Below are 22,635 nucleotides of genomic sequence, written 5' to 3' on the forward strand. Positions count from 1 at the left end.
CAGCGACGCCCGCGCCGGGGCCTCACGCTGGACGCCGGTGCGAGGCGCGCCGCTCTTCGGCATGGAACCTCCGGGGCGATGTCGGGCTTTCCGAGAGTCTTGCCTGCTCGGCCGTACCGCACGTCCCTGACACGCCCACCGTTGCTGCCACCGTCCCTGAGGCCCTCCGCCGCGCCCCGCGGTGCCCTGTTCATCCGGTCGGCGAGGTGATCCGAAGCAAACGCCTGGCAAGCCGGCGCTGCGCGGGAGGCGGTGTTCAGCGCCGAGCTGCCACGGCTGCCGCGGCCGCGTCCAGGATGCGGTGCAGGACGGGCACCGGGATCGCGGGGTTGGTGACCGCCGTGCCCGCCGTTTCGCGGTCGTGCAGCAGCCCGGCAAGGACGCGGGCCGGCAGCCGCGGGTGGCGCATCGCGGCCGCGCGGACGCCGGCCGCCGGGTCGTTCAGCAGCCGCACCGCGTCGGCCGGTGGAAGCCGGACGTCCTCGGCCGCGCGGCGGCGCACCTCTGCTTCGGGGTCACGGGCGAGACGTGCGACGTCGGCGGATGCGGACTCGGGGTCGTCCAGGGCCAGGCGGCGCATCCGGCCGGCGGGGTCGCCGGCGTAACGCAGCAGGCCCGTACGGGGGAAGTTGGGGTGACTGCGGGGGCGGTCGGGGTGGCTGAAGCTGCCGTCCCACCAGCGCCAGACCTCCAGCAGCATCTCCGCCGGCGCGTCGTCGCACGATTCGGCGAGGAACAGCCGGACCGTGCGGTCCTCGTCCCGCGCCAGACGCTCCACGACGTCCGGGGGGAGGTGCCGGGCACGGGCCACGCTCCGGCGGATGAGCGGATGGGACGACACGGCGAGTCGGCGCATCGCGTCGGCGTCTTCGTGCAGGCGCTCGACCCAGGGCACGGTGTACGACATCGACGTCGGGTCGAATGCCCAGCGCACCGCGGCACGCTGCTCCTCGCTGAGGTCGGGCCGCAGGGCCACCGCCGAGCGGACGCCGGCGTGCGGGTCCTCCGTCAGAACGGCGATGCCCTGGGCGCTGAGCCGCGGGTTGGCGGCCAGTGCCAGGCGTGTCTCCGCGTCCCCGTCGCGGACTTGTTCCGCCTCCAGCTCGGGCGAGAGACGGCACTCTTCGAGCGCGCGCCGGATCCCGGTCGCGGGCAGTGCGGCGAAGACCTCGCGAGGCATGGGGCTGCCGGCGTGGTGGGCGAGCAGCGCCGCCGTACGCACCCCGTCGTCGGCGTCGGCCAGCAGCCGCTCCTGCTGCGGCGCGGCGAGGTCTTCCCACCGTGCGCAGGCAGCCGTCCGTACCCGGGGGTCGGCGTCGGCCGCGAGGCTCGGGAGGCAAGGGGCGGGGAGCTCGGGGAGTTCGGCGGCCGAGGCGCGGGAGGGGCCGGCAAGGAGCTCGTCGTACAGGTCCTCGGGGAGTTCGGCGCCCCACACACGGGCACGCTCCGCCCACAGCACGCGCCGGCTCGGCGACGGCTCGGCTCGGACCAGACGCACCCACTGGTCGGACGTGAGCTTCGGCCTGAAGGTGTCGGCGGTGGCCGCCCTCACCCGTGGATCGGGGTGCGAGAGGGCGGCGTCGAGGACGGCGGGCCGGTCGCATCCGTGCAGGAAGCCGTCCGTCACATCCAGTAGCCGGATCAGCAGGAGGTCCGGTGCGGCCGGATTGGATCCGATCCACTCAGCCCAGTGCAGTGGCCACGCGTCTCGGCCGGGCACCGCCGCCCACACCTCGGCACGCTCGGCCTCCGTCTCGTGCGCGGCGGCTGCGGCAGCCTCCTCCAGCCGCTCCGGCAGCCGGTCGAGGGCGGTCACACGAAGCCCGTCCGCGCCGGGCACCTTCGCGAGGAGCACCTGCCCGTCGAGGGAGAGCGCCACGAACCCGGGGTCGCCGGTCAGCCTCGGCACACCGCCGCCGGCGAGGCGGACCCGGGTCCACCAGGCATCGTTGCCGCCGATCCGATGCCCGAGGACGGCCACCAGGAACTCCCCGTCGGGATCCGTGAGGCGGCGCCACCACGCGGCATCCAGGGCTTCCCGGGCCGCGCCCGAGGGCGCCGCGATCCCCCGCGCGATCCGCCAGCCGGCCTCCGACGGGAGCAGGCTGCCGGGGCAGACGTCCTCGACGACGGTGAGTCCGGCGCCGGAGAGCAGTTCGTGGAATTTCCCTCGGTTTTGCACGCCGTCATGATCCCTGCCGACTCGCGGTGGGACAAGGCGCTCGGCCCCCGACGCATCCGGCTCTCCCTGGCACCGGGGGGCGGTGACGTCTCCTGCCGGTGTCGGAGGGCGGAGCCCGGCCCGGTTCTCCGCCCCCTCCCCCCGCGCCTCAGCCCCTGGTGTGGGCGAGGATCTCCGCGGCCAGGCGCTCTTCCATGGCCAGGGGCAGGGTGTGGCCCATCCCTTCGAGCATGACCAGGCGCGCGCCGGGGACGGCGGCGGCCGTGGCCTCGGCGTGCGGCGGCGGGAACATCGGGTCGCACGTGCCGTGCAGCACGAGCGTGGGGGCGGCGACCGAGGCCAGGTCGGCCGTGGTGAAGGAGTCCCCCGCGGCTCCGGCCAGCGTGTGGTTCAGCGCGGCACCGATGTCCTCGGCCCGCCGGTGGACCCGTTCCTCCATGGCGCGGTACTCGTCCTCGTCGAACGGAAGGTCCGGTCCGTGCAGCACGCGCCACATCGGCAGCCGCGCGGCGAGGTACCCCTCCAGGCCCGCGCCCGGCCCGGGGAAGGACGCCATCAGGACGGCCAGCAACTCGGCCGCCGGGGGCGGGAGCTGACCGGGCAGGGGGGCGAGGCCGGCCAGGGCCCGCTGGACCGCGCCGGCGGTGTCCGTACCCAGGGGCTGGGAGGAAAGGCTGGTCAGGGTCCGCACCCGGTGCGGATCGGTGAGGGCGAGGCGCTGGGCGATGATCCCGCCGAGGGAGGCCCCGACCAGGTGGGCGTGTTCCACGGCGAAGGCGTCGAGGACGGCGCGGGCGTCGGAGGCGAGGTCGGCGACGGTGTACGGGTGGGCCGCGAAGTCCACCCTGGAGGACCGGCCGGTGTCGCGGTGGTCGTAGCGGATGACGTGACGGCCGCCCTCGACCAGGCGCAGCACGAGGCCGTCGTTCCACTGGACGCCCTGGGCCTGCGCGCCCATCACCAGCAGCACCGTCGGGTCCTCGGGCGCCCCGAAGTCCTCAGCCCAGAGCTTGACGCCGCCGGCATCGATCATCTTCTCGTTATTTTCCTGCATGGTCATGCAGGTTAATGGCTCCAGCCGCCCGTCACCAGCGGTTTACGGCACCGGGCGCGCGGCTGGACGTCCCCGCCTGCCGGCGGGCACCCTGAACCCCATGGCAGGAGTCAGGGGACAGGTACAGAAGCGGGGTGTCGAACGCCGCCGCGCGATGGTCGACGCCGCGATCGTGCTCTTCGCCCAGCAGGGCGTGCGCGGCACCGGCGTGGCCGCGGTCGCCGCGCGGGCCGGAGTCACCCCCTCGGCCCTGATCCATCACTTCGGCAGCAAGGACGCACTGGTGCGGGCCGTACTCCAGGAGGCCGACCGGCGGGCCCTCGAACGCCTGTCCATCACCGCGGATGCCGAGCCCACACTGCGGCAGGCGATCGACTGGTTCGTACGGGACGCCGAGCACACCGCTGCCACGGAACGCGAACTGGCTGCCCTCCACACGGCCCTGACCGCCGAGAACCTCGACCCCGGCTCCGCCCTGCACGTCTGGTTCCGCGACCGCGGGCGGGCACTGCGGGCCCACCTCGTCTCGCTCTTCACCCGCGCCGAGGCAGACGGCACCACGCGCCCGGGCCTCGACGCGCAGACCCTGGCCGCCGAGGTCGCCGCCTTCCTGGAGGGAGCCCACCTGCTGTGGCTGCTCGACCCCGACCGGATCGACCTGGTCGCCCTCCACCGCAGCTACTTCGACGGCCTGACCGCCCGGCTGACACGACCCTGATCCCGCCCCCGGCACCGGCGGCGGCAGGTACCGGTCAGGCCTGTTCGCGGATGCCCCACGGGGAGCCGTACGCGGTCAGCAGGTCCAGGAACGGGCGCGGCGGAAGGGCCTCCGGGCCGAGTACGCCCGACTCCGCCCATACCCCGCCGGCGATGAGTTCGAGCGCCACGACCGGGTTGACCGCCGTCTGCCACACCACGGCCTGCGAGCCGTACTCGCGCATCGACCACTGGTTGTCCACCACGTGGTAGAGGTACACCTCGCGCGGCCGGCCGTCCTTGATGCCCCTCACCCAGGTCCCCGCGCAGGTCTTGCCCGACATCCGCTCGCCCAGCGCGGCCGGGTCGGGCAGACACGCCGCCACCACGTCGCGCGGCGAGACCCGTACCGGGGTGCCGTCCGCGCCTCGCACCGTGACCGGTTCCGTCGAGTCCAGGCCCAAGGCGTGCAGGGTCTTCAGCTTGCCGATGAAGTCCTCGCCCAGGCCGTACTTGAACGTGACCCGCCGGGCGTCCACCCAGCGCGGGACCAGCAGCACCTCCTCGTGCTCGACGTTCACGCACTCGACCGGGCCGATGCCCTCCGGGAAGTCGAAGACCTCCGGCTCGCTGAACGGCTCGGTGGTGAACCATCCGCGGTCCCGCTCGTAGACGACCGGCGGGTTCAGGCACTCCTCGATCGTCGTCCAGATGTTGAAGGACGGGGCGAATTCGTGGCCCTCGACCGTCAGGTTCGCCCCGTCGCGAATACCGATCTCCTCGATCGCGTCGAAGAGTTCGTCGGCCGCGTACCGGGCGAAGACGTCCGACAGGCCGGGCTCCACGCCCATCCCGACCAGGGCCAGGCGACCCGACTTCTCCCAGGCCCCGGCCCGTTCGAACTGCTCGTCGCCGAGCTTGACCCCGCACTCCTCGTGGGGCCTGCGGGGGTGCGGCCGGGACAAGGACATGGCCATGTCCACGTAGTGGCTGTCCGCCGCGAGGGCCGCCTCGAACAGCGGCATCACGAACCGCGGGTCCGTGGCGTTCAGCAGTACGTCGCACCGCTCCTCGGTGAGGAGCGCGGCCACCGCCGCCTGGTCCGAGGCGTCGACGCGGCGGGCGTGGAACCGGCCGCCGGCTTCGCCGAGCGCGGTCACGGCCGCCTCTGCGCGGGACAGGTCGTAGTCGGCGACCACGAAGCGTTCGAAGAAGTCCCGGCGGGCCGCGATCCGGGTGATCGCGGTACCGACGCCGCCGGCGCCCACAAGCAGAACACGCATGACGAAACCCTCTCTCCGTGAGGTCCGCGGAGATCCGCGCCTCGTGGGAGGGATGAAAACCGTGGTCGCAAGATAAGGTCAATGGCGTTGGCATAAGAAACGAGGTGTCCGATGGCCAAGCCCGTGGTTCCCGAGGAAGCCCGGCGGCGGCGACGCCCCACCCGGCAGGGCGTGGTCCTGTCCGAGCGGCTGATCGTCGAGACCGCCCTGCGCATGCTGCGCGAACACGGCAGCGCCGGCCTGTCCGCGCGCCGGCTCGGCGCCGCTCTCGGAGCGGATCCCAGCACCCTCTACCGGTACTTCAACGGCATGGACGCCCTCACCCTCGCCATCGGCGAGGAGCTCATCGGCCGGGCCCTGGACGGCTGGACCGCCACCGGTCAGTGGCGTCACGACCTGCGCGAACTCGGGATGCGCATCCACGGCGCCTACCTCGCGCACCCGCAGGCGGCCGTACTGACCGCCGTGCGCGTGACCGGTCGCCCCCGTGAGATCGACGCCGACGAGGCCGTCCTCGGCATCCTGCGCACGGCGGGCTTCCCCGACCCGGAGGCGGTCCGGATCTACCACGCCTTCATCGACCAGAGCCTGGCCTTCGCGGCTCTGGACGCCGGCGCCCTCGCCCTGTCCGAGCCTTCCCGGACCTCCGACGAGGGGCAGTGGGAATCCACCTACGCCCGGTTGCCGGCCGACGAGTACCCGCACATCAGCGCCACGAGGCGACTGCTCGCCGCCCGCATGAACCACAGCGCCTACCCGGTCGCCCTGGACATGCTGCTCGCGAGCGCGGAGTCACGGCTCCAGGCCTTGGGGGCCGGCTGACCCGGGGGCCCGGCAGGCCCCGGGGCCTGTGCCGGCTGCCCCGGGGCCTGTGCCGGCTGCCCCGGGGCCTGCGCGGGCTACTCCGGGGCCTGCGCGGGTTCCTTATGCCAACACCATTGACCCCTTCCCTCCCGCGCGGGTTTCCTCTTCGCAGTTCACCCCCTGTTCACACCGCGCCTGCCACGGCGCGGCCCGCACACCGCACCAGTACAGCGAGGGACGATGGCCGCAGACACCCCGCCGGAAACCACCCCCCGAGCCGCCACGGCCACCGTCGCGCCCGCGATACCGGACGGGAACGGCACACCGACGGCACAGGCGCCGGTCGGCGCCCTCAAACCCGACGCGATCGGCTTCCTCGACGCCCTCGCCATCGGCCTCAACGCCACCTCCCCCGCGTACTCGCTGGCCGCCGTCATCGGCCCCCTCGTCGCCCTGGTCGGCGTACACGCCCCCGGAGTGATGCTCGCGTCCTTCGTCCCCATGCTGCTGATCGCCTCCGCCTTCCACTTCCTCAACCGGGCCGACCCCGACTGCGGCACGACCTTCTCCTGGGTCACCCGCGCCCTCGGCCCCACCACCGGATGGCTGGGCGGCTGGGCCATCGCGATGACCGGGGTCCTCGTCGTCGGGTCGCTCGCCGACGTCGCCGTCGGCTTCGGCCTGCTCGCCGTCGGGGCCGACGGCCTCGCCGGCAACACCCTGGTCCGCGAGGCCCTCACCGTCCTGCTGATCCTCCTCATGTCCTGGCTCTGCGTACGCGGCACCGAGGTGTCGGCCCGCTTCCAGAACGCGCTCGTCCTGGTCCAGGTCCTCTGCCTCGTCGTGTTCGCGGCCGTGGCCGTGTGGCGCGTGTACGCCGGCACGGGATCCCTGGACGCCGTCCGCCCGGCTGCCGACTGGCTCAACCCCTTCGGGGCCGGCGGTTCGGCGCTCACCGGCGGCCTGCTGCTGGGCGTCTTCGCGTACTGGGGCTGGGAATCCGCCGTCAACCTGACCGAGGAGACCAAGGACCCCGCCGACACCCCCGGCCGGGCGGGCATCTGGTCGACGGTGGTCCTGCTGGCGACCTACCTGGCCGTGGCCTTCGCGGTCGTCGCCTACGCCGGCACCGCGTACCTCGCCGGACAGGCCGACGCGGAGGAGGACGTCTTCGCCACGCTCGCGCGCGAGGTGCTCGGCGGCTGGGACTGGATCCTGCTCCTCGCCGTCGCCACCTCCGCCCTCGCCTCGACCCAGACGACCATCATCCCGGCCTCCCGCACCGCCCTGTCCATGGCCCGCCGCAAAGCACTGCCCGCCGGGTTCGCCCACATCGACGCCCGCCGCGGCACACCGAGCACCAGCACCTGGTGGGTCACCGGCACGGCGATCGTCTGGTACGTGGTCATCCACCGGATCAGCGAGAACGCCCTCGCGGACTCCCTCACGGCCCTGTCGTTGCTCATCGCCTTCTACTACGCCCTCACCGGCATCGCCTGCGCCGTCTGGTACCGGCGCCAACTGCTGCGGGGGCCGGTCCCCTTCCTGCTGCTCGGCGCCGGACCGCTGCTCGGCTCGGCCATGCTGATCTGGCTGCTGGCGGAGTCCGTCGCCGACATGGCCGATCCGGCCAATGCCTCCAGCTCGACCGCCTGGTTCGGGCTGGGCGCCCCGCTGGTCATCGCGCTGTTCCTGGCGGGCGCCGGAGTGGTGCTGATGCTGCTGCGCCGCGCCGGGTCCGGAGCCTTCTGGCGCGAACGCCCCGGGGTGGCTCCCGCGGGTGGCGGTGTTCCGAGAACGTGAGCATGACCGGCCGGGGCCCACACGAGCCGTCAACTGGCGGTGCCCGCGTGGTCGCGACGCCGGTGGGGGTCAGGACGCGGCCTCGGGGGCGGGGGCGCCGGACTCCCACGGTGGGTCTGCTTGTTGCGCGGTCCAGGCGGCCAGGGCCTCGCCGTCGACGCGGACTATCCCGCAGGTTTCGGCGTACTCGGCCGCGGGTGCGGTGAAGGAGCTGGTCGTGACGATGACGGCCACGTCGGCCCCGTGGACGGCGAAGCAGGTCCCGCCGAAGCGCTGGAGCTCCTGCGAGCCGACCCGGTGGTCCTCGGCGTAGTGCTTGCACTGGATCACCACGCGCCGGCCGTCCGCCGCCGTCGCCAGGACGTCGGCGCCCAGATCGCCCGCGCCGCCCACCACTTCCACCGTGGTGCAGCCGTCCCGGGCGCACAGGGCGGCCACCGTGTGCTCGAAGCCGTCGGCGTCGGCCGCGGCATGGTCGAGGGCCTCATCCCCGATCTCGGGGAGGTCCGCAGGCTCCGGTTCGGTCGTGGACGCCGGGATGCCGGGTCGGCGCCGGACGGGTACGAGGCTCCGCCTCGCCAGGAGCACGCCCAGCGCCAGTACGGCCAGGGCACCGACCGGGACCGCGGGGAACCTGCTCCCGTCCGCCGGCACGGCCTTGAGGAAGGCGGCCACGCCCGCGACGGCGATACCGATCAGCCCGAGCGCGAGCACCACGTCACTCCCCGGACCCGACCGCCGCGTGGACCCGGCGCCACGTACGGACCCGGGTGCGTCCTCATCCGGTGTGGTCATACCGCTCCCCTCCTGCCGGCACGCCATTGGTCGTCAAAGCCCGCTGGACGCTCGTATGGCCACCACTACCCGGACCCAAACCGGCCCGGGCCCGCCGGGCCACCGGGTTCACGATCAGGCAGGATTGCAAGCGTTCCTCCTCCAACGCTCTGCACTTGGCTTGTCCCTGAGTATTCCTGGGTGCGGCGAAGACCGCACCCAGCCATGGCTTCGTCCAGAGGGTGCGGCCGGGGGCCTGGCGCGTCTGCGAGCGGCCCCGGAGCTTCGAGTTCGCCCCGGTCTGTGAGCCCTTCTCACGGGCGCGCCGTGCCGGCCGCGTGCTTGGTTTGTCAGCTTGGGCTTCGCTCACGCCTGCGTGCCGAGCGGCAGCGTGCCCGCCACCCCGGCTGGGGTGACGGGCTGGACAGCCGGCAGCCGAGCAGGTCGCCGTCGCCCGCGGGGCGCGTCACACGGCGGAGGGCCGGTCGTAGGTGAGGAAGAGGGCACCGCTCGGCAGGACGGTGTGGGCGGTCAGCTCCCACTGCCGGACGTCGAAGCCGGCTTTACGGCCGAACAGCGGGATGCCGTTGCCTATGGTGATCGGGGACAGCTTGACGATCATCCGGTCGATCTCGGGGTACAGCAGGCCTGCCAGTTCGCCGCCGCCGCAGAGCCAGATGTCCTTGCCGTCCTCCTGCTTGAGCTCGCGGACCTTCTCGACCGGGTCGGTGCCGACCAGCTCGACGGCGGCGCCGGGAACGGAGGTGAGGCTGCGCGAGAACACCACGTGCTTGAGGTGCGGGTAGGCGTCGTCGATTCCGGCCTTGACCCCGATCTCGTATGTGTGGCGGCCTTCGAGCACGGTGTCGAAGTGGGTGCCCTCGGCGGTCATGGACAGGGCGGTACGGGCCGGACCGGGAAGCGTCTCCGGGTACTCGGTGACCAACTGCTCCAGGTAGTCCGGACCGATCGTCCAGAAGCCGTCCGGGCCGGTCGGGTCACCGCCGTCGGGGGCCGCGATGTGGCCGTCCAGGGTAGCGGCGATGAAGTACACGAGCTTGCGCACGAGTGATCTCCCAGATAGCTAACGTATGGTCAGCTCATCTTATGATCATGAACGAACAGGATCCGTCATGCTCAACGGCGGCTTCACCCTCTCCCGTCAACGAACGCCCCGGCGGCCGACATGAACACCCTCGGCGACCGCATCCGGATCGGCACCGGCGCCCTCGGCGCACGCACCCAGACCGGCACGAACTGGTAGCCGCCCTGCCGCTTGCAGTCCATCTCCACCGAACCGACCGGGGGGACCCAACCGGGCCGAGGCCTCGGCCACGAAGGCCCCGGGCGCCGGGCGCCGTACGGCCTCACTTCACGAGGCCGGGGCCCGTCCGAGCTCGGGATCGCTGCCGCGTCGCCGCCGGAACGGGGTCAGGACGGCGGGTAGGGCGCGTACTTGAGGCGGCGGGCCAGGTGGGCGGTGTTCGCCGCGAGGGTGGCGGTGGTGGCGGCCGTTTTCGCCGGGGTCTTGGCGAGGTCCTGGTAGTCGGTCCCCTGCATGGCCTCGCCCACCCAGTAGGTGACCGCGTTGGCCGGCAGGGTGAAGCCGCAGTCGTTGAGTCCCTGGAACAGCTCGGCGCTCACGTGGTGGGCACCGTCCTCGTTGCCGGCCACGCAGATTCCGGCGACCTTCCCGTAGGTGAGCATCCTGCCTTCCTCGTCGCTCTCGCCGATCTCCGCGTTGAGGCGCTCCATGACGCGCTGGGCGACGCTGGACGGGTGCCCGAGCCAGATCGGGGTGGCGAGGATCAGGATGTCGGTGCCCAGGATCGTCTCGCGGATCTCCGGCCAGAAGTCCCCCTCCCCCATGTCGACCGCCACACCCGTCCGGACGTCGTGGTCGGCGATACGGATGACCTTGCCGCTCACTCCGTGGCCGGCCAGGGCTTCCATGACCTGCTCGGCCAGCAGCTGGGAACTGGACGGCTTCGGGGACGGGGACAGCGTGCACACAAGAGCGACAGCGCGCAGCGGAGCGGTCTCGTTGGCTTCCATACAGCCCGCCTGCCCCCACGACCGGACCTTCTACCGGGGCGTCTCACGATGCGGCACGACCGCTCGCGCCGGGAGACGAAGTCCCACGAGGGGACCTTCGAGCGGGGCGGGCTGCCCCAACGGGGACGGCGGCGGCAGCGGCGGCTCCATCCTGCCTGTCAACGTCAGCGGGGTCGTCACGGCGTTCAACAACATCAACACCAACCTGCTCAGCCCCGGCGCGACGAACGCCACCCGGCAGAACCTCGGGATCGACGCACCCTGACCGTTGGCCCCGAGGCCGGCCGGGCCTCGGCGGTGGCCGCGTGGCGGGGTGCCTCGAACTCGTGGTCCTCCCGGCTGTCCACGCCGCCGCCCGTCGGTCGAACCTGCGGATGGCCCGCGTCGGGGCCACCGTTCCATGACCGTTCCCGGGGGGGGCGGGGCCGGGCCGACGGGGCCGTCAGCAGGAGCAGGTCGCCGCGCTCGCGGGGGTGGCGGACGGGCCGTGGTGGCCGTGCTGTTCGTAGAGGCGGTCGGCGAGGAGGGCGTGGGCGAGGGTGCCGCCGGCCCGGACGGAGGCGGTGACGAACGCGGTCTCGGCGAGTTCCTCGGCGGTGACGCCGTGCCTGCGGGCGGCCGCGGTGTGGACGTCGAGGCAGTACGCGCACTGGGTGACGAGCGCCACGGCCACGGAGATCAGCTCGCGGTAACGGCGCGGGACGGCGCCGTCCTCGCGGTCGACCGCGTTCTGGAAGGCGAGCCAGGCCGCGAACTCGGGCGCGGCGGCGGCGCCGACGGAGCGGGCGCGGTGGAGGTCGTCGGGGTGGGCGTACATGGGCGCTCCTCGCGGAAGTCAATGGGGGTGGGACGTCTCCACCTCATCTCGGATCGCGCCCCACGTCCAAGACCGTTTCCGCGGGTGCGGTGCCGTTGTCGGTATCGTGGCCGGTCATGGACTTGAGGGCGTTGCGTTGTTTCGTCGCGGTGGCGGAGGAAGGCCACTTCGGCCGGGCCGCGGCGCGGCTCCACCTCGCCCAGCCGCCGCTCAGCCGTCGGATCCGCGACCTGGAGGCGGACCTCGGGTGCCGTTTGTTCGACCGGATCCCGACCGGGGCGCGCCTGACCGCGGCCGGCAGGGTTCTACTCCCGGAGGCGCGCGACCTGCTGGCGCGGGCCGAGCGCGCCCGCGAGCGGGTGCGGGCAGCGGAGTCCGTACGAGAGGTCGTCCTGGGCACCGTCGCCGGCGCGGGTCTGGACGCCGGGCCCGCCGCCCTTGCCGTGCTGCGCGGCACCCGCCCCGGGCTCCGGGTCCGCCTGTACGAGGCACCCGTGACCGATCCGACGGGCGGGCTGCGCGAGCGCCGGGCCGACCTGGCGCTGACCCGGCTCCCCTTCGACACCTCGGGACTGACCGTACGCCGGCTCGGAACGGAATCCCTGGTGGCGGCCCTGCCCTCGGACGACCCGCTCGCCGCACGGCCGCGGGTGCACGTACGGGAGCTCGTCGGGCGGCCGCGCTTCCGGCTGCCGGCCGGGACGGACGCGCGGTGGCGCGCGTACTGGCTCGCCACCGACGAGGACGCCTGCGGCCCGGTGGTGACGTCCGTCGAGGAATGCCTGCACGCCGTGGTGTGGGACGGGGTGGCCGGGGTTCTGCCGGCCGGGGCCGCGCGTCGGCACGCGCGGCCGGGCATCGCGTTCGTCCCGCTCGACGGCCACCCGCCGAGCCGCATCGTACTGGCCCGCCGCGCGGACGACACGGACCAGATCGTGGACGCGGTGGCGGCCGCCCTCTCGGACGCCCATGCCGCACAGGCGGTCGCCTCGGTCGATGTGCATCCGGACCCGATGGGTCCCGAAGGCTTCCGCCCGGCCGGGGCCGCGGCCCCGGAGCCGGTTCGTCCGGCTCCGCTGCGCACCTGACGACCACGCACGCTGACCAGCACGACTCGGGTGCTCTGATCGGCCACGCTGCCCCGTCCGGCCCGATGTCAGTACCAGGTGGCAGGCTCCGCGTCCATGGACAAGCAGCAGTTCTGGCAGCTCATCGAGGCCGCGCGCAACCAGGCGGCCAACCCGGACGACGGCGGGGCAGTCGCTCGCGAGGCGACCGCGCTGCTGGCCACCAGGCCGGCCGAGGAGATCGTCACGGCTGAGCAGGTTCTGTGGGACCTGATGGTCGAGTCCTACACCAACCCACTGTGGGCCGCTGCCTACCTTGCCAACGGCGGGTGCTCTGACGACGGCTTCGACTACTTCCGCGGCTGGCTGATCGCTCAGGGCCGTGAAGTCTTCGAGCGCGTAGTCGCTGATCCCGATGCCCTGGCAGACCTGCCCATAGTTCAAGCCTCCGCAGCCGACGGCGTCGACTTGGAGGGCGAGGACATGCTCGGCATCGCCTGGAACGCACACATCTCGGCGACCGGTGATCAGCTCCCTGCGAACCCGCCCACCTTCCGCTACCGAGATCTGGACCCCGCCTGGAACTTCGATTTCGACGACCACGACGAACTGACTCGCCGACTTCCCCGCTTGGCAGCTCTCTACCCGGAGTAAGCGGAGTGCGTACACGCCCTCGGGTACCTGCCGGCTGGGGTGCGGTTCCGCGGACCCGGCAGGCTCCGGCAGCAGGGGCTGTAGGTGTTCTCTCAGCTCTTGACGGCGTCCGCGATCCGCTGGGCGGTCTGGGCGGGTGTGAGGTGCGTGGTGTCGACGACTTCGGCCTCGGCGTGCAGCCACGTGCGGGCCGCCTCGGCGTAGGGCTCCAGGTATTGCAGACGGAACGGGGAGTCGGGGCCGAGAACGGTGTCACCTGCGATGCGCCTGCGGAGGGTGTGCCGGTCGGCGTGGAGGACGAAGTGCCGGATGGGAATGGCGTGCTGGGCGAGGCCGGAGCTGATCTCGCGCCAGTACTGCTCGACCAGAACGGTCATGGGCATCACAAGGGTGCCACCGGTGTAGTCGAGGACACGTCGGGCGGTCTCGACCACGAGCGGCCGCCACGGCGCCCAGTGCTGGAAGTTGTCCGTCGCGGGCAACCCCGGCGTGATGTCCATCAGTGTCTCGCCGACCTTCTCGGCGTCGAACACCCGTGAATCCGGGATCAACTGCTGTACGAGCGCACTGGTCGTCGTCTTGCCTGCGCCGTGGGTGCCGTTGAGCCATACGATCATGCACCTGACGCTAGCGTCGTACGGGCCGCGGAGGGCGGCTTCTGGTGACAACACGGACGCTGAAGCAGGCTGTGACGGTTCGGATGCCACGCCTGTGCCGGCCGAGGGGCTTCGACAGGCTCCTTGGGGCAGCTCGCCCCCGACCCCCTGCGCTCACCTGCCGCATGGGCTGGGCGTTAGCCTCGGCGCATGATTCCTGTGCGGCCTCCGAAGACGATCACGCGCCACCGCGACGGGGTGATCCATGCGTACGTCCCGAACTCGAACGCGCCGGGGACGCTGGAGCCCGTCGCGGTGTTCCGGCCGCGGCCCGGCGACGAGGTCGTCGAGTCGGCGGTCTGGCCCGACCTGGAGCGCGTCGTGTACACGACGCTGAACGACGTCGTGTGCCTCACACACGCCGGTGACCTGCTCTGGGCATCGGCTCTGGAGCCGCACTCGGACCAGCCTCATGGCCACAGGCCTGGCTGTGCGCTGTCCCTGGACGGCCGGAACGTGTGGGTCTACCGGCCGGACGCGATGGGGCGCGGGGGTGCAGACCAGTGGGTCGTGCACGACGCCGGCAGTGGCACGGTGACCGGCCGCCGGGAGCTGGATACGGTCGGACACGGCGCCGGCCACCACGTGCACCCGGTGGACGGCAGCATCTACCTCGACATCGGTGAGGGCCAGGACGGCTCCGTCATCCTCAGGGCCACGAACGGGCCTGGCGGCGAGCCGGAATTCGTGACCTATCCGTGGTGGGACCGCTGTCTGATCGACCTGTCGCCGGACGGGGAGCAGTTCATGACCGTCGACCACGGGCAGATGGACGTGGCCTTCCACCGCCACCCCAGCGGGGACGTGCTCTTCACCCTGCCTGCCGAAGCCTTCGGGTACGACCCGGAGGAGACGTTCGTGGAATGGAGCGGCGGCTACCTGACTCCGGATCTGGCCGTCGTCGCCCTGGGCGGTGAGGGCCAGGACGAGGAGGAGTGGTTCCGCTACCACCTGGTCGACGTGCGCACGGGCACGCTCGATGGCGAGATCCCCATCGAGGCGGCCAACCCGTACGAGGTGGTCCCTCTGGGCGACGGCTCCTGGCTCACCGGCGGTCCCGAGGGCAACCCCGTCCTCTGGTCACTCGCTTCCCTGGCTCCCGCACCGCCGCAAGCCGAAGGCTGAGGCAAGCAGTACCGTCGCGGCCGGGTGGACACCCCCGCCGTGCGTGGCGGGCGGGGGGTCAGCGGAACGCGGCGACGTTGTCCGAGGCCCAGTCGGCGAACGGGCGTGCGGGACGGTTCAGGACCTGCAGGACGGCGGGACTGATGCGCAGTTCCGCGTCGGTCGGGGCACCGAGGATGTCCAGGGTGTCGTCCGCGAGCTCTGCCGGCATGTTCCGGGATCGGGTGGCTGCACCGCCTCCGCTGACCGCCGAGGGCCGCGGCCGCATGACGCCGGCGAAGAACTGCCCCGACCCCCATGACGGGCCGGGCACGGCGCCTGTGTCAGACGAGCGCCGCGCCGCCGTCCACCGCGAGCGTGGTGCCGGTGACGTAGGCGTCGGCCAAGACGAAGAGATAGGCCGCCGCGGCTTCCCCGGCAGTGCCGACACGCCGCGTGAGCAGCTCGGACCCGGCTCCCTGGAGGAAGGCCTCCGGGTCCGGGACACTGCCGTCCCACAGCTCGGTGCGGATCACGCCCGGCTGGATCACGTTGACGCGCAGAGGGGCGAGTTCGACGGCGAGCGCCCGGGACAGGGCCTCGATGCCGCCGGTGATGCTCGCCGTGAGCGCGGTGCCGGACAGGGGGGCGGATGGCGAGGACACCGGAGCTGAAAGTGATCGAGCCGCCGTCGCGCAGTCGCGGTGCAGCGTACTTGGCGGAGAGGAACGCGCCCCAGAACCGACGCTCGAAGACGGCCCTGGCCTCCTCCGGGGTGGTGTCGGCCAGCGGCTTGATCAGCAGAGGTTCGCCCGCGGTGTAGACGAGGTGGTCGAACTCTCCGACCTGCTCGAAGAACGCGGCGATGGCGTTGCCGTCGGCGACGTCCAGGCGGCGGCCTTCGGCCGGCCCGCCCAGCCGCTTCGTCGCGGCGTCCACGCGGTCCTGATTGCTGGAGGCGACCACGACGTCCGCGCCGACCGCCGCGGCCCGTTGGGCCACCGCGAAGCCGATGCCGGAGGTTCAAGCCTTCAAACGACACTTCGGATCGCCGCCGGGTAACTACCGCAAGCAGGTCCAGATGGCAGCGGCGGTTGTCGGCCCGTCCTCGGGGTAGGGGCGTCCACGAAATGGAGGCGGTGCGATGTCTGACGAAACCGAGGCCGTTGTCGAGGCGGAACTAGAACCGCACGAGCCGTCCGCGGGCGAGGCCGAGGCCCGCAACCAGGTGCGGGCCGAGGCCGCCGGCATGACCCATCATCAGGCGGCAGCCGTGCTGGCACGCGTCCTCGACACCGTCGGGGACCTGGCCGAAGCCGACGCGCCGACTCGGGCGGCCCTGGCGGAATGGCACCGGATCACCGATCTCCTCGCCGGCCACGGCGGACCGTACGCCCCCGAAGCCGACCCCTACGCCCAAGGCCAGCTGGCCGCGCGTGACCGCTGACGGAACCCGCGGCGCCGAGTGGCTTCGAGAGCGGAGCGGGGGCGGCGGGTTCAGAGGCGTCCGCCGGTGAGCCTGGAGAGCGGGCCGCACCGGCGCAGCTCCTCGTTCTCACGGCCCAGTTCGCGGTGGCGCGCCGTGGAGGACAGGGCCGGGTCCTGTTCCCGCCAGTCGATGCCCATTTCCTTGGAGCGTTCGACGGAGGCGACGACCAGGCGGAGTCGACCGGTACGGTGGTTGGCTCGGGCCGGCGGACACCGTCCGGTTCCCCCGGCACCATGTTTCGTTCGAACGAACCGGAACAGACGCACTTCGGAGACCGAACCCGAAGGAGCGACCGATGCCGAACATTTCTCTCCTGCCCGGCCCCGCGCACAGGCACTGGGCCTGGCAGGCCGACGCCCTGTGCCGGGAGGTGGGCTCGGAGCAGTTCTACGGGCCCTGGCACGAGCGGCGCAGTGACCGTGAGCAGCGCGACGCGCAGGCGAAGCGGCTCTGCGCGTCCTGCCCGGTGCGGGAGGTGTGCCTGCGGCACGCCCTGCGCACCGGGGAGCCCTACGGGGTATGGGGCGGCCTGACCGCGAGGGAACGGCGGAACCTGCGCACCGGCGGCCAGGTGGGCGCCGCAGCGCGCCCCACCGGCCCCGGACCGCGGTGAAACGCCGTAGGGCTGCCGGCCCGTACGCGTTCGCCGGGGGCTCCCGAATGCGGGGAGGCCGCCGGGGCAGGAGCGCGATGTGATGACGAGGCTCAAAGCGATGACGTTCGCGCTGTCCGGCGCGCCGGCAGGCGCCGCCGCCGTCGCGGCGGTGGTGCTGTCCGCGTGGTGGTGGGCCCTGGCCGTGCCGATGGCCCTGCTGGTCGTCGTGGCGGTGCGGGACGTGTGCCAGCGCCGGCACTCCGTCCTGCGCAACTACCCGCTCCTCGGCCACTTCCGGTTCGCCCTGGAGCGGCTGCGGCCCGAAGTCCAGCAGTACTTCGTCGAGCGGAACTACGACGGCCGCCCGTTCGACCGCGACACCCGCAGCATCGTCTACGAGCGCGCCAAGGGCACCGACGCCGAGGAGCCGTTCGGTACGGAACGCGACCTGTACCTGCCGGGCAGCGAGTACCTCGTCCCCTCCATGGCGCCGCGGCCGGTTCCCGAGGAGCCGCCGCGGGTCAGGATCGGCGGCCCCGACTGCACCCGGCCGTACGGCATGGCCCTGCTGAACGTCTCGGCCATGAGCTTCGGCTCCCTGTCGGCCCCGGCCGTCACCGCACTCAACACCGGTGCCCGGCTGGGCGGTTTCGCGCACGACACGGGTGAGGGCGGCATCTCCGAGTACCACCTGCGCCCGGGCGGAGACCTGGTCTGGGAGATAGGCACCGGCTACTTTGGCTGCCGTACCGGTGACGGCCGCTTCGACGAGCGGCAGTTCGCCGAGAAGGCCGCCCTCGGCCAGGTGAAGTGTGTTTCGCTCAAGCTGAGCCAGGGCGCCAAGCCGGGCATCGGCGGAGTGCTTCCGGGCGCCAAGGTCAACTCCGAGATCGCTTCGGTGCGCGGGGTGCCCGAGGGGGTCACCGTCGTCTCGCCGCCCTACCACACCGTGTTCTCCACTCCGCGCGGGCTGGTCCGCTTCCTCGCGCGGATGCGGGAACTGGCCGACGGCAAACCGGTCGGCTTCAAACTGTGCGTGGGCTCGCGCCGTGAGTTCCTCGCGGTGTGCAAGGCCATGCTGCGCGAGGACGTCACCCCGGACTTCATCGTCGTCGACGGTGGCGAGGGCGGCACGGGCGCCGCGCCCCTGGAGTTCGCCGACCACGTCGGGCTGCCGCTCACGGACGGGCTGATCACCGTGCACAACGCGCTGGTCGGCACGGGTCTGCGGGACCGGATCAGGATCGGCGTCAGCGGCAAGGTCGCCACCGGAGGCGATCTGGTCAAGCGGCTGGCGCAGGGCGCGGACTACGCGAACGCCGCGCGGCCGATGATGTTCGCCCTGGGCTGCATCCAGGCGCAGCGGTGCCACACCAACACCTGCCCCGTGGGCGTCGCCACGCAGGACCGCCGCCGCGCGGGGGCCCTCGACGTGGCGGACAAGTCGCGGCGCGTCCAGCGCTATCAGGAGGCCACCGTGAGGAGCGCCCTGCAGATCATGGCGGCGATGGGCGTGGACCACCCCCGCGAGCTGCACCCCGGGCTGCTGATGCACCGTGTCGATCCGCGCACGGTCCGCTCTGCCGCGCAGCTCTACGAGTGGCTCGCCCCACGGCAGCTCCTCGACGGCGCCCCCCGTTCCTGGGCCGAGGACTGGAACGGCGCCGACCCCGAGCGGTTCACCCGCTGACCGTCCATCCTGACGGCCCCCCAACGACCGAGAGGACAGCCCCGTGCCCCGTACCGTTGCCCGCACGATCGTCGACGCGCTCGAAGAACTCGACGTCCACCATGTGTTCGGCGTCGTCGGCGACGCCCTCAACCCGCTGACGGACGCCATCCGGACCACCGGGGGCGTGGACTGGGTGGGCTGCCGCCACGAGGAGGCAGCGGCCTTCGCTGCCGGCGCGCAGGCCCAGCTCTCGGGCCGGCTCGGCGTCTGCATGGGAACCGTGGGTCCCGGCTCCGTCCACCTCCTCAACGGGCTCTACGACGCCGCCAAGAGCCACGCCCCCGTCCTGGCGGTCTGCGGCCAGGTCCCGCTCGCGGAAATGGGCACCGACTACTTCCAGGAGGTCGACAACGACCAGCTGTTCCGTGACGTCGCCCGCTACCGGGCTACCGTGACCTCGCCCCGGCAGCTGCCCCGGATGCTGGAATCCGCGGTCCGTGCCGCGATCGACGGGGAAGGGGTGGCGGTCCTGACCGTCCCCGGCGACATCGGCGACCAGGAGGTCGAGGACGACCGCCCCCTGCGGTTCGCCCTGGACCGTCCGGTGACCCGGCCCGACGATCCCGCCCTCGCCGAAGCCGCCGCGCTCGTCAACGCCGGGTCCAGGACCACCCTGCTGGTCGGCCGGGGCGCCCGGGGGGCCCGCGAGGAGGTCCTGCGCCTGGCCGAGCTGCTCGGGGCGCCCATGGTTCTCACCCTGAAGGCCAAGGAGGGCTTCGAGCACGACAACCCGTACCAGGTGGGCCAGACCGGCCTGATCGGCAACCCCGCCGCCTCCCACGCCCTGGAACGGTGCGAGACCCTGGTCATGCTCGGCACCGACTTCCCCTACGGCGACTGGTACCCCTCCGGCTGCAAGGTCGTCCAGATCGACACCCGGGGCGAGCACCTCGGCCGGCGGGTCCCGGTGGACGCCGGGCTGGTGGGAGACGTCGGCGCCACCCTGCGTGCCCTGCTCCCACAGTTGCAGGCCTCGTCCGACCCCGCCCACCTCGACGGGTCCCGGTCCCGCTTCGAGTCCTGGACCGCGGAGCAGCACAAGCTCGCCGACCCCCGGCACGACCGCCGGCCGGGGGGCAGGCTGCGGGCGCTGGCCGACAACCGCGGCCACGACGTCCGGCCCGAGGCGCTGGCGGCGGCAGTGGACCGGCACGCCGCTGACGACGCGGTGTTCACCTCCGACACCGGCATGGCCACCGTCTGGCTCTCGCGGTTCGTCACCCTGCGCGGGACGCGGCGGCTGCTCGGTTCCTACAACCTCGGCTCGATGGCGAACGCCATGCCGCAGGCTCTCGGCGCCCAGCTGTGGGCGCCCGACCGCCAGGTGGTCGCGTTCTGCGGCGACGGCGGTCTGAGCATGCTGCTCGGCGACCTGATGACGATCAGGACGTACCGGCTGCCGGTGAAGCTCGTCGTCTTCGACAACCGGCGCCTGGGCATGGTCAAGCTCGAGCAGGAGCAGGCGGGCCTCCCGGAGTTCGGCACGGAGCTCGACAACCCCGACTTCGCGGCGGTGGCCACCGCCCTCGGGCTGACCGGCATCCGCGTCACGGACCCGTCGGCGCTGGACGACGCGGTGCGCCAGGCGTTCGAGACGCCCGGCCCGGTCCTCCTCGACGTGCTGACGAACCCCCGGGAGATCGCCGTGCCGGGCAGGCCGACCGTGGGCCAGGGCTGGGGCTTCGCCGTCGCCAAGGCCAAGGAGACCCTCAACGCGGCCGTCGGCGACCTCGCACGAGGGCCTCGGCCGCAGCGCTGACGCGCTCCGGGAGCGCCTGCGGTGCGGCGGGCAGGCCCTCGGCGTAACCGCGGAACCTAGAGCTTCGCGAACGTGCAGTCCGCCTTTCCCGCATTGTCGTTGCTGGGCAGCTTGCCGGTGGGGAAGTCAATCTTCACGAACATCCTGTAGCGGCCCGGCACGATGGGCGTGCGGAAGGTGAACGAGCCCGTGTCAGGCTCGGGATCGCCCTCCCGGAAGTCCTCGTTCTGCCACTGGTTGTCCCGGTACGGGGCGGTACAGATGAACGCCTTGTTCTCCCGCGTGCCGTTGACGATCATCGCGGTGCATGAGCGGACCTGCGTGTATGCCGAATCGAAGAAGGAGGACATGCACTCGATGCCGTCGATGAACTCGGACGGTCGCGGGTCCGGGGCGAACAGCTTGGACTCCTTCTCGCGGTTCGTCTCCTTCGCCAGGACGGCCCCTTCGGGACCGGTGCTCGGGTAGCCGCCGCTCGGAGCCGGCGAGACCGCCGGGCTGGACGCGGGGGACTGCACGGTCACGGCCGGAACCGGTGTGGAGGGCACGCCGGGCGTCGGTGTGTACGGCGAGACGTACCCCGGGTCGTTGCTGCTCGAGCTGCTCCGGTCCCAGCCTGCCGCACGGGCTTCGGAGGCGGTCGGCTCCGGGCGCGCGGTGCCTGTGCCGCCGTCGGCCTGCCCGTACACCGCCCAGGCGAACACGCCCGCCGTCGCGAGCGACGCCAGGGCGAACGCCTTCAGGGAACGCTTCGGCCCGGGCCCAGACGTGCCGCCCGCGTGGCCCGGCGCCCGGTACGGGTTCGGGTGGGGCGCGGGGCGCCGGGAGCGGGCCCACGCCGCCGGGACGTGCCGTGCGGGCGGGTCCGGCTCGATGCTCGGGTGGGGCGCCCCGGGCGGAAAGGGCCGTATCGGCGGGGCGGGGTGGTAGTCGGGCACGGGCGGAATGACCGGGGCGGGCGAAGCCGGAACGTCGTGCGCGAGGTTGCGGGCCGGGGCGGGGATGTCCCACCGGGACAGCGGCGGGAACGGCTCGTGGTCCGACGCGCCGAAGTCGGCGACGCGCGTGAACTCCACGGTCGGGAACACGGCGGTTCCCTGAGGCCCGTACATGCCCGCTACGGTTTCGGCGAGGTCGGCGGCGAGCGGGCGGGCGGCCGGGTCCATCCGGAGCGCTGCGTCGACCTGTTCGGCCAGTCTCCGGGGGATGTTCTCCAGCGTGTACTCGTCGCCCCGCTCCATACGGAACTCGATGCCGGTCGGCGGCCCGTAGGGGTGCTTCCCGGAGGCGGCGAAGGCGACGAGGACGCCCCAGGCGTACACGTCCGACGCGGTGGTCGTCACGCCCGCGCGGAGCTGCTCGGGTGCCATCCAGCCCCGCGTGCCGGTGTTGACGCGAGTGGCGGTGACGGCGGTCGCGTCCAGCAGGTGGGCGATGCCGAAGTCCACGACACGCGGGCCGTCGGCGGCCAGGATGACGTTCGGCGGCTTGAGGTCGCGGTGCGCGATGCCCGCGGCGTGGATGCAGGCCAGGGCGTGGGCGGTCGCGGCGGCGAACGTGAGCAGGTTCCCGGGTGCGAGCTCGCCGTGGTCGCGTACGTGCTCGTGGAGGGTGCTCCCCGCGACGTAGGGGGTGGCCAGCCAGGGACGTCGGGCTTCGAGGTCCGCGTCGACCAGGGGGACCAGGTAGGGGCCGGTGACCTTGCGGAGGGCGGCGGCCTCCCGTGCGAACCGCTTGCGGTGGTCGAGGTCGTTGGCGTGGTCCTCGTGGAGGACCTTGACCGCGAGGGGCTGACCGCTGTCCGGGTGGTGAGCGTAGTAGACGGTTCCCATGCCACCCGCGCCGATGCGCTGCAACGGACGGTAGGGGCCTATGCGGTCGGGGAGTGAGGGCACGTGAGGACTTTCTCGGAAAGAGGTCGGTGGGGTGGCGAACGGTGGGCTGGATGGGATTGTGGCCGATGATCCACTCCTGCCAGTAGGGGCGCTCGAAGGGTGGACGCCCAGGCCGGTGTCCGGTCGATCAGGTCAGGCGGTCCCCGTCCCGGCGGGCGCCTCCGGCCAGAGGTCGGCAGCGGAACCGGTTCGTCGGGGGGACGCGGCCGCGCATGG

The 22,635-nt window shown here is 72.6% G+C and carries 21 protein-coding genes and 3 pseudogenes; 11 read left to right on the plus strand and 13 right to left on the minus strand.

All coding sequences use genetic code 11. The features are described 5' to 3' along the window. Positions 1 to 256: 256 nt before the first annotated feature. Both ACZ597_RS17250 and ACZ597_RS17255 read right to left on the minus strand, forming a co-directional pair. A complete protein-coding gene (locus tag ACZ597_RS17250; RefSeq protein WP_471330337.1) occupies positions 257 to 2,182 on the minus strand; it encodes a hypothetical protein in 1,926 nt (641 codons plus the stop codon). Between the two features lie 148 nt (positions 2,183 to 2,330). Then, on the minus strand, positions 2,331 to 3,242 hold the full coding sequence (locus ACZ597_RS17255) for an alpha/beta fold hydrolase (protein WP_471330340.1): 912 nt from the start codon (positions 3,240 to 3,242) through the stop codon (positions 2,331 to 2,333). Positions 3,243 to 3,336: 94 nt separating this feature from the next. Here ACZ597_RS17255 and ACZ597_RS17260 point away from each other — a divergent pair, with 94 nt between their 5' ends. Beyond that, on the plus strand, positions 3,337 to 3,954 hold the full coding sequence (locus ACZ597_RS17260; protein WP_471330343.1) for a TetR/AcrR family transcriptional regulator: 618 nt from the start codon (positions 3,337 to 3,339) through the stop codon (positions 3,952 to 3,954). Positions 3,955 to 3,988: 34 nt separating this feature from the next. On the opposite strand, the gene ACZ597_RS17265 is transcribed toward ACZ597_RS17260, so the two are convergent. Further along, the gene (locus ACZ597_RS17265) at positions 3,989 to 5,215 is read right to left on the minus strand and encodes a saccharopine dehydrogenase family protein (protein WP_471330346.1); all 1,227 of its coding nucleotides are present in this window, start codon (positions 5,213 to 5,215) and stop codon (positions 3,989 to 3,991) included. Positions 5,216 to 5,326: 111 nt separating this feature from the next. Between ACZ597_RS17265 and ACZ597_RS17270 the strand changes: the two genes are divergently transcribed. After that, positions 5,327 to 6,037: a TetR/AcrR family transcriptional regulator gene (locus ACZ597_RS17270; protein WP_471330349.1), complete on the plus strand. Its 711-nt coding sequence runs from the start codon at positions 5,327 to 5,329 to the stop codon at positions 6,035 to 6,037. Between the two features lie 222 nt (positions 6,038 to 6,259). Beyond that, entirely contained in the window at positions 6,260 to 7,822 is a 1,563-nt protein-coding gene (locus ACZ597_RS17275) for an APC family permease (protein ID WP_471330352.1), read from the plus strand. A 69-nt stretch (positions 7,823 to 7,891) separates the two neighbouring features. On the opposite strand, the gene ACZ597_RS17280 is transcribed toward ACZ597_RS17275, so the two are convergent. The 3 genes from ACZ597_RS17280 to ACZ597_RS17290 all read right to left on the minus strand — a co-directional run bounded on the left by ACZ597_RS17280 (position 7,892) and on the right by ACZ597_RS17290 (position 10,651). Continuing rightward, positions 7,892 to 8,617, minus strand: coding sequence for a restriction endonuclease (locus ACZ597_RS17280; protein WP_471330355.1), 726 nt, complete (start codon positions 8,615 to 8,617; stop codon positions 7,892 to 7,894). A gap of 445 nt (positions 8,618 to 9,062) precedes the next feature. Then, positions 9,063 to 9,662, minus strand: coding sequence for a dihydrofolate reductase family protein (locus tag ACZ597_RS17285; protein WP_471330358.1), 600 nt, complete (start codon positions 9,660 to 9,662; stop codon positions 9,063 to 9,065). A 365-nt stretch (positions 9,663 to 10,027) separates the two neighbouring features. Further along, a complete protein-coding gene (locus tag ACZ597_RS17290) occupies positions 10,028 to 10,651 on the minus strand; it encodes a flavodoxin family protein (protein WP_471330360.1) in 624 nt (207 codons plus the stop codon). Here ACZ597_RS17290 and ACZ597_RS17295 point away from each other — a divergent pair. Beyond that, positions 10,641 to 10,916: a hypothetical protein gene (locus ACZ597_RS17295; RefSeq protein ID WP_471330363.1), complete on the plus strand. Its 276-nt coding sequence runs from the start codon at positions 10,641 to 10,643 to the stop codon at positions 10,914 to 10,916. The genes ACZ597_RS17290 and ACZ597_RS17295 overlap by 11 nt on opposite strands. A 177-nt stretch (positions 10,917 to 11,093) precedes the next feature. Here ACZ597_RS17295 and ACZ597_RS17300 read toward each other — a convergent pair whose 3' ends face one another. Continuing rightward, positions 11,094 to 11,468, minus strand: a complete 375-nt coding sequence (locus ACZ597_RS17300; protein WP_471330366.1) for a carboxymuconolactone decarboxylase family protein — start codon at positions 11,466 to 11,468, stop codon at positions 11,094 to 11,096. A gap of 116 nt (positions 11,469 to 11,584) precedes the next feature. On the opposite strand from ACZ597_RS17300, the gene ACZ597_RS17305 reads away from it, so the two are divergent. Both ACZ597_RS17305 and ACZ597_RS17310 read left to right on the plus strand, forming a co-directional pair. Next, entirely contained in the window at positions 11,585 to 12,556 is a 972-nt protein-coding gene (locus ACZ597_RS17305) for a LysR family transcriptional regulator (RefSeq protein WP_471330369.1), read from the plus strand. A gap of 96 nt (positions 12,557 to 12,652) precedes the next feature. Further along, positions 12,653 to 13,189, plus strand: a complete 537-nt coding sequence (locus tag ACZ597_RS17310) for a DUF4240 domain-containing protein (RefSeq protein WP_471330372.1) — start codon at positions 12,653 to 12,655, stop codon at positions 13,187 to 13,189. A gap of 92 nt (positions 13,190 to 13,281) precedes the next feature. On the opposite strand, the gene ACZ597_RS17315 is transcribed toward ACZ597_RS17310, so the two are convergent. After that, positions 13,282 to 13,806 carry an AAA family ATPase gene (locus ACZ597_RS17315; protein WP_471330374.1) on the minus strand — a complete coding sequence of 175 codons (525 nt, stop codon included), beginning with the start codon at positions 13,804 to 13,806 and terminating at the stop codon, positions 13,282 to 13,284. A 189-nt stretch (positions 13,807 to 13,995) separates the two neighbouring features. On the opposite strand from ACZ597_RS17315, the gene ACZ597_RS17320 reads away from it, so the two are divergent. Next, complete coding sequence (locus tag ACZ597_RS17320; RefSeq protein ID WP_471330377.1) at positions 13,996 to 14,970, plus strand: hypothetical protein; 975 nt, start codon at positions 13,996 to 13,998, stop codon at positions 14,968 to 14,970. Positions 14,971 to 15,028: 58 nt separating this feature from the next. Here the strand turns inward: ACZ597_RS17320 and ACZ597_RS17325 are convergent. The 3 genes and pseudogenes from ACZ597_RS17325 to ACZ597_RS17335 form a co-directional block, all read right to left on the minus strand. Continuing rightward, a pseudogene (locus tag ACZ597_RS17325) lies at positions 15,029 to 15,190 on the minus strand (NmrA family transcriptional regulator); the annotation flags it as partial. Between the two features lie 103 nt (positions 15,191 to 15,293). Continuing rightward, positions 15,294 to 15,614 (minus strand): SDR family oxidoreductase, encoded by a 321-nt coding sequence (locus tag ACZ597_RS17330; protein ID WP_471330380.1) that lies wholly within the window; start codon positions 15,612 to 15,614, stop codon positions 15,294 to 15,296. Positions 15,615 to 15,654: 40 nt separating this feature from the next. Beyond that, a pseudogene (locus ACZ597_RS17335) lies at positions 15,655 to 15,951 on the minus strand (SDR family oxidoreductase); the annotation flags it as partial. Between the two features lie 142 nt (positions 15,952 to 16,093). Here ACZ597_RS17335 and ACZ597_RS17340 point away from each other — a divergent pair. Continuing rightward, entirely contained in the window at positions 16,094 to 16,396 is a 303-nt protein-coding gene (locus tag ACZ597_RS17340) for a hypothetical protein (RefSeq protein WP_471330382.1), read from the plus strand. Between the two features lie 50 nt (positions 16,397 to 16,446). On the opposite strand, the pseudogene ACZ597_RS17345 reads toward ACZ597_RS17340, so the two are convergent. After that, a pseudogene (locus tag ACZ597_RS17345) lies at positions 16,447 to 16,623 on the minus strand (gas vesicle protein); the annotation flags it as partial. Between the two features lie 110 nt (positions 16,624 to 16,733). On the opposite strand from ACZ597_RS17345, the gene ACZ597_RS17350 reads away from it, so the two are divergent. The 3 genes from ACZ597_RS17350 to ACZ597_RS17360 all read left to right on the plus strand — a co-directional run bounded on the left by ACZ597_RS17350 (position 16,734) and on the right by ACZ597_RS17360 (position 20,524). Continuing rightward, a complete protein-coding gene (locus tag ACZ597_RS17350; RefSeq protein ID WP_471330385.1) occupies positions 16,734 to 17,051 on the plus strand; it encodes a WhiB family transcriptional regulator in 318 nt (105 codons plus the stop codon). 100 nt (positions 17,052 to 17,151) lie between these two features. Further along, complete coding sequence (locus ACZ597_RS17355; protein WP_471331304.1) at positions 17,152 to 18,723, plus strand: FMN-binding glutamate synthase family protein; 1,572 nt, start codon at positions 17,152 to 17,154, stop codon at positions 18,721 to 18,723. Positions 18,724 to 18,766: 43 nt separating this feature from the next. Beyond that, positions 18,767 to 20,524 carry a thiamine pyrophosphate-dependent enzyme gene (locus ACZ597_RS17360; RefSeq protein WP_471330388.1) on the plus strand — a complete coding sequence of 586 codons (1,758 nt, stop codon included), beginning with the start codon at positions 18,767 to 18,769 and terminating at the stop codon, positions 20,522 to 20,524. Positions 20,525 to 20,580: 56 nt separating this feature from the next. Here ACZ597_RS17360 and ACZ597_RS17365 read toward each other — a convergent pair whose 3' ends face one another. Further along, complete coding sequence (locus ACZ597_RS17365) at positions 20,581 to 22,419, minus strand: serine/threonine protein kinase (RefSeq protein ID WP_471330391.1); 1,839 nt, start codon at positions 22,417 to 22,419, stop codon at positions 20,581 to 20,583. Positions 22,420 to 22,635: the final 216 nt, after the last annotated feature.

The sequence above is a fragment of the Streptomyces sp. NPDC040718 genome (assembly GCF_055593565.1).

Excerpts from the sequence above, each read along its gene's own strand:
- ACZ597_RS17355 (WP_471331304.1), top strand. The coding sequence starts at position 17,152 with ATGACGTTCGCGCTGTCCGGCGCGCCGGCAGGCGCCGCCGCCGTCGCG.
- ACZ597_RS17260 (WP_471330343.1), top strand. The coding sequence starts at position 3,337 with ATGGCAGGAGTCAGGGGACAGGTACAGAAGCGGGGTGTCGAACGCCGC.
- ACZ597_RS17310 (WP_471330372.1), top strand. The coding sequence starts at position 12,653 with ATGGACAAGCAGCAGTTCTGGCAGCTCATCGAGGCCGCGCGCAACCAG.
- ACZ597_RS17320 (WP_471330377.1), top strand. The coding sequence starts at position 13,996 with ATGATTCCTGTGCGGCCTCCGAAGACGATCACGCGCCACCGCGACGGG.
- ACZ597_RS17275 (WP_471330352.1), top strand. The coding sequence starts at position 6,260 with ATGGCCGCAGACACCCCGCCGGAAACCACCCCCCGAGCCGCCACGGCC.
- ACZ597_RS17270 (WP_471330349.1), top strand. The coding sequence starts at position 5,327 with ATGGCCAAGCCCGTGGTTCCCGAGGAAGCCCGGCGGCGGCGACGCCCC.
- ACZ597_RS17265 (WP_471330346.1), bottom strand. The coding sequence starts at position 5,215 with ATGCGTGTTCTGCTTGTGGGCGCCGGCGGCGTCGGTACCGCGATCACC.
- ACZ597_RS17290 (WP_471330360.1), bottom strand. The coding sequence starts at position 10,651 with ATGGAAGCCAACGAGACCGCTCCGCTGCGCGCTGTCGCTCTTGTGTGC.
- ACZ597_RS17315 (WP_471330374.1), bottom strand. The coding sequence starts at position 13,806 with ATGATCGTATGGCTCAACGGCACCCACGGCGCAGGCAAGACGACGACC.
- ACZ597_RS17340 (WP_471330382.1), top strand. The coding sequence starts at position 16,094 with ATGTCTGACGAAACCGAGGCCGTTGTCGAGGCGGAACTAGAACCGCAC.
- ACZ597_RS17280 (WP_471330355.1), bottom strand. The coding sequence starts at position 8,617 with ATGACCACACCGGATGAGGACGCACCCGGGTCCGTACGTGGCGCCGGG.
- ACZ597_RS17300 (WP_471330366.1), bottom strand. The coding sequence starts at position 11,468 with ATGTACGCCCACCCCGACGACCTCCACCGCGCCCGCTCCGTCGGCGCC.
- ACZ597_RS17305 (WP_471330369.1), top strand. The coding sequence starts at position 11,585 with ATGGACTTGAGGGCGTTGCGTTGTTTCGTCGCGGTGGCGGAGGAAGGC.
- ACZ597_RS17255 (WP_471330340.1), bottom strand. The coding sequence starts at position 3,242 with ATGACCATGCAGGAAAATAACGAGAAGATGATCGATGCCGGCGGCGTC.
- ACZ597_RS17350 (WP_471330385.1), top strand. The coding sequence starts at position 16,734 with ATGCCGAACATTTCTCTCCTGCCCGGCCCCGCGCACAGGCACTGGGCC.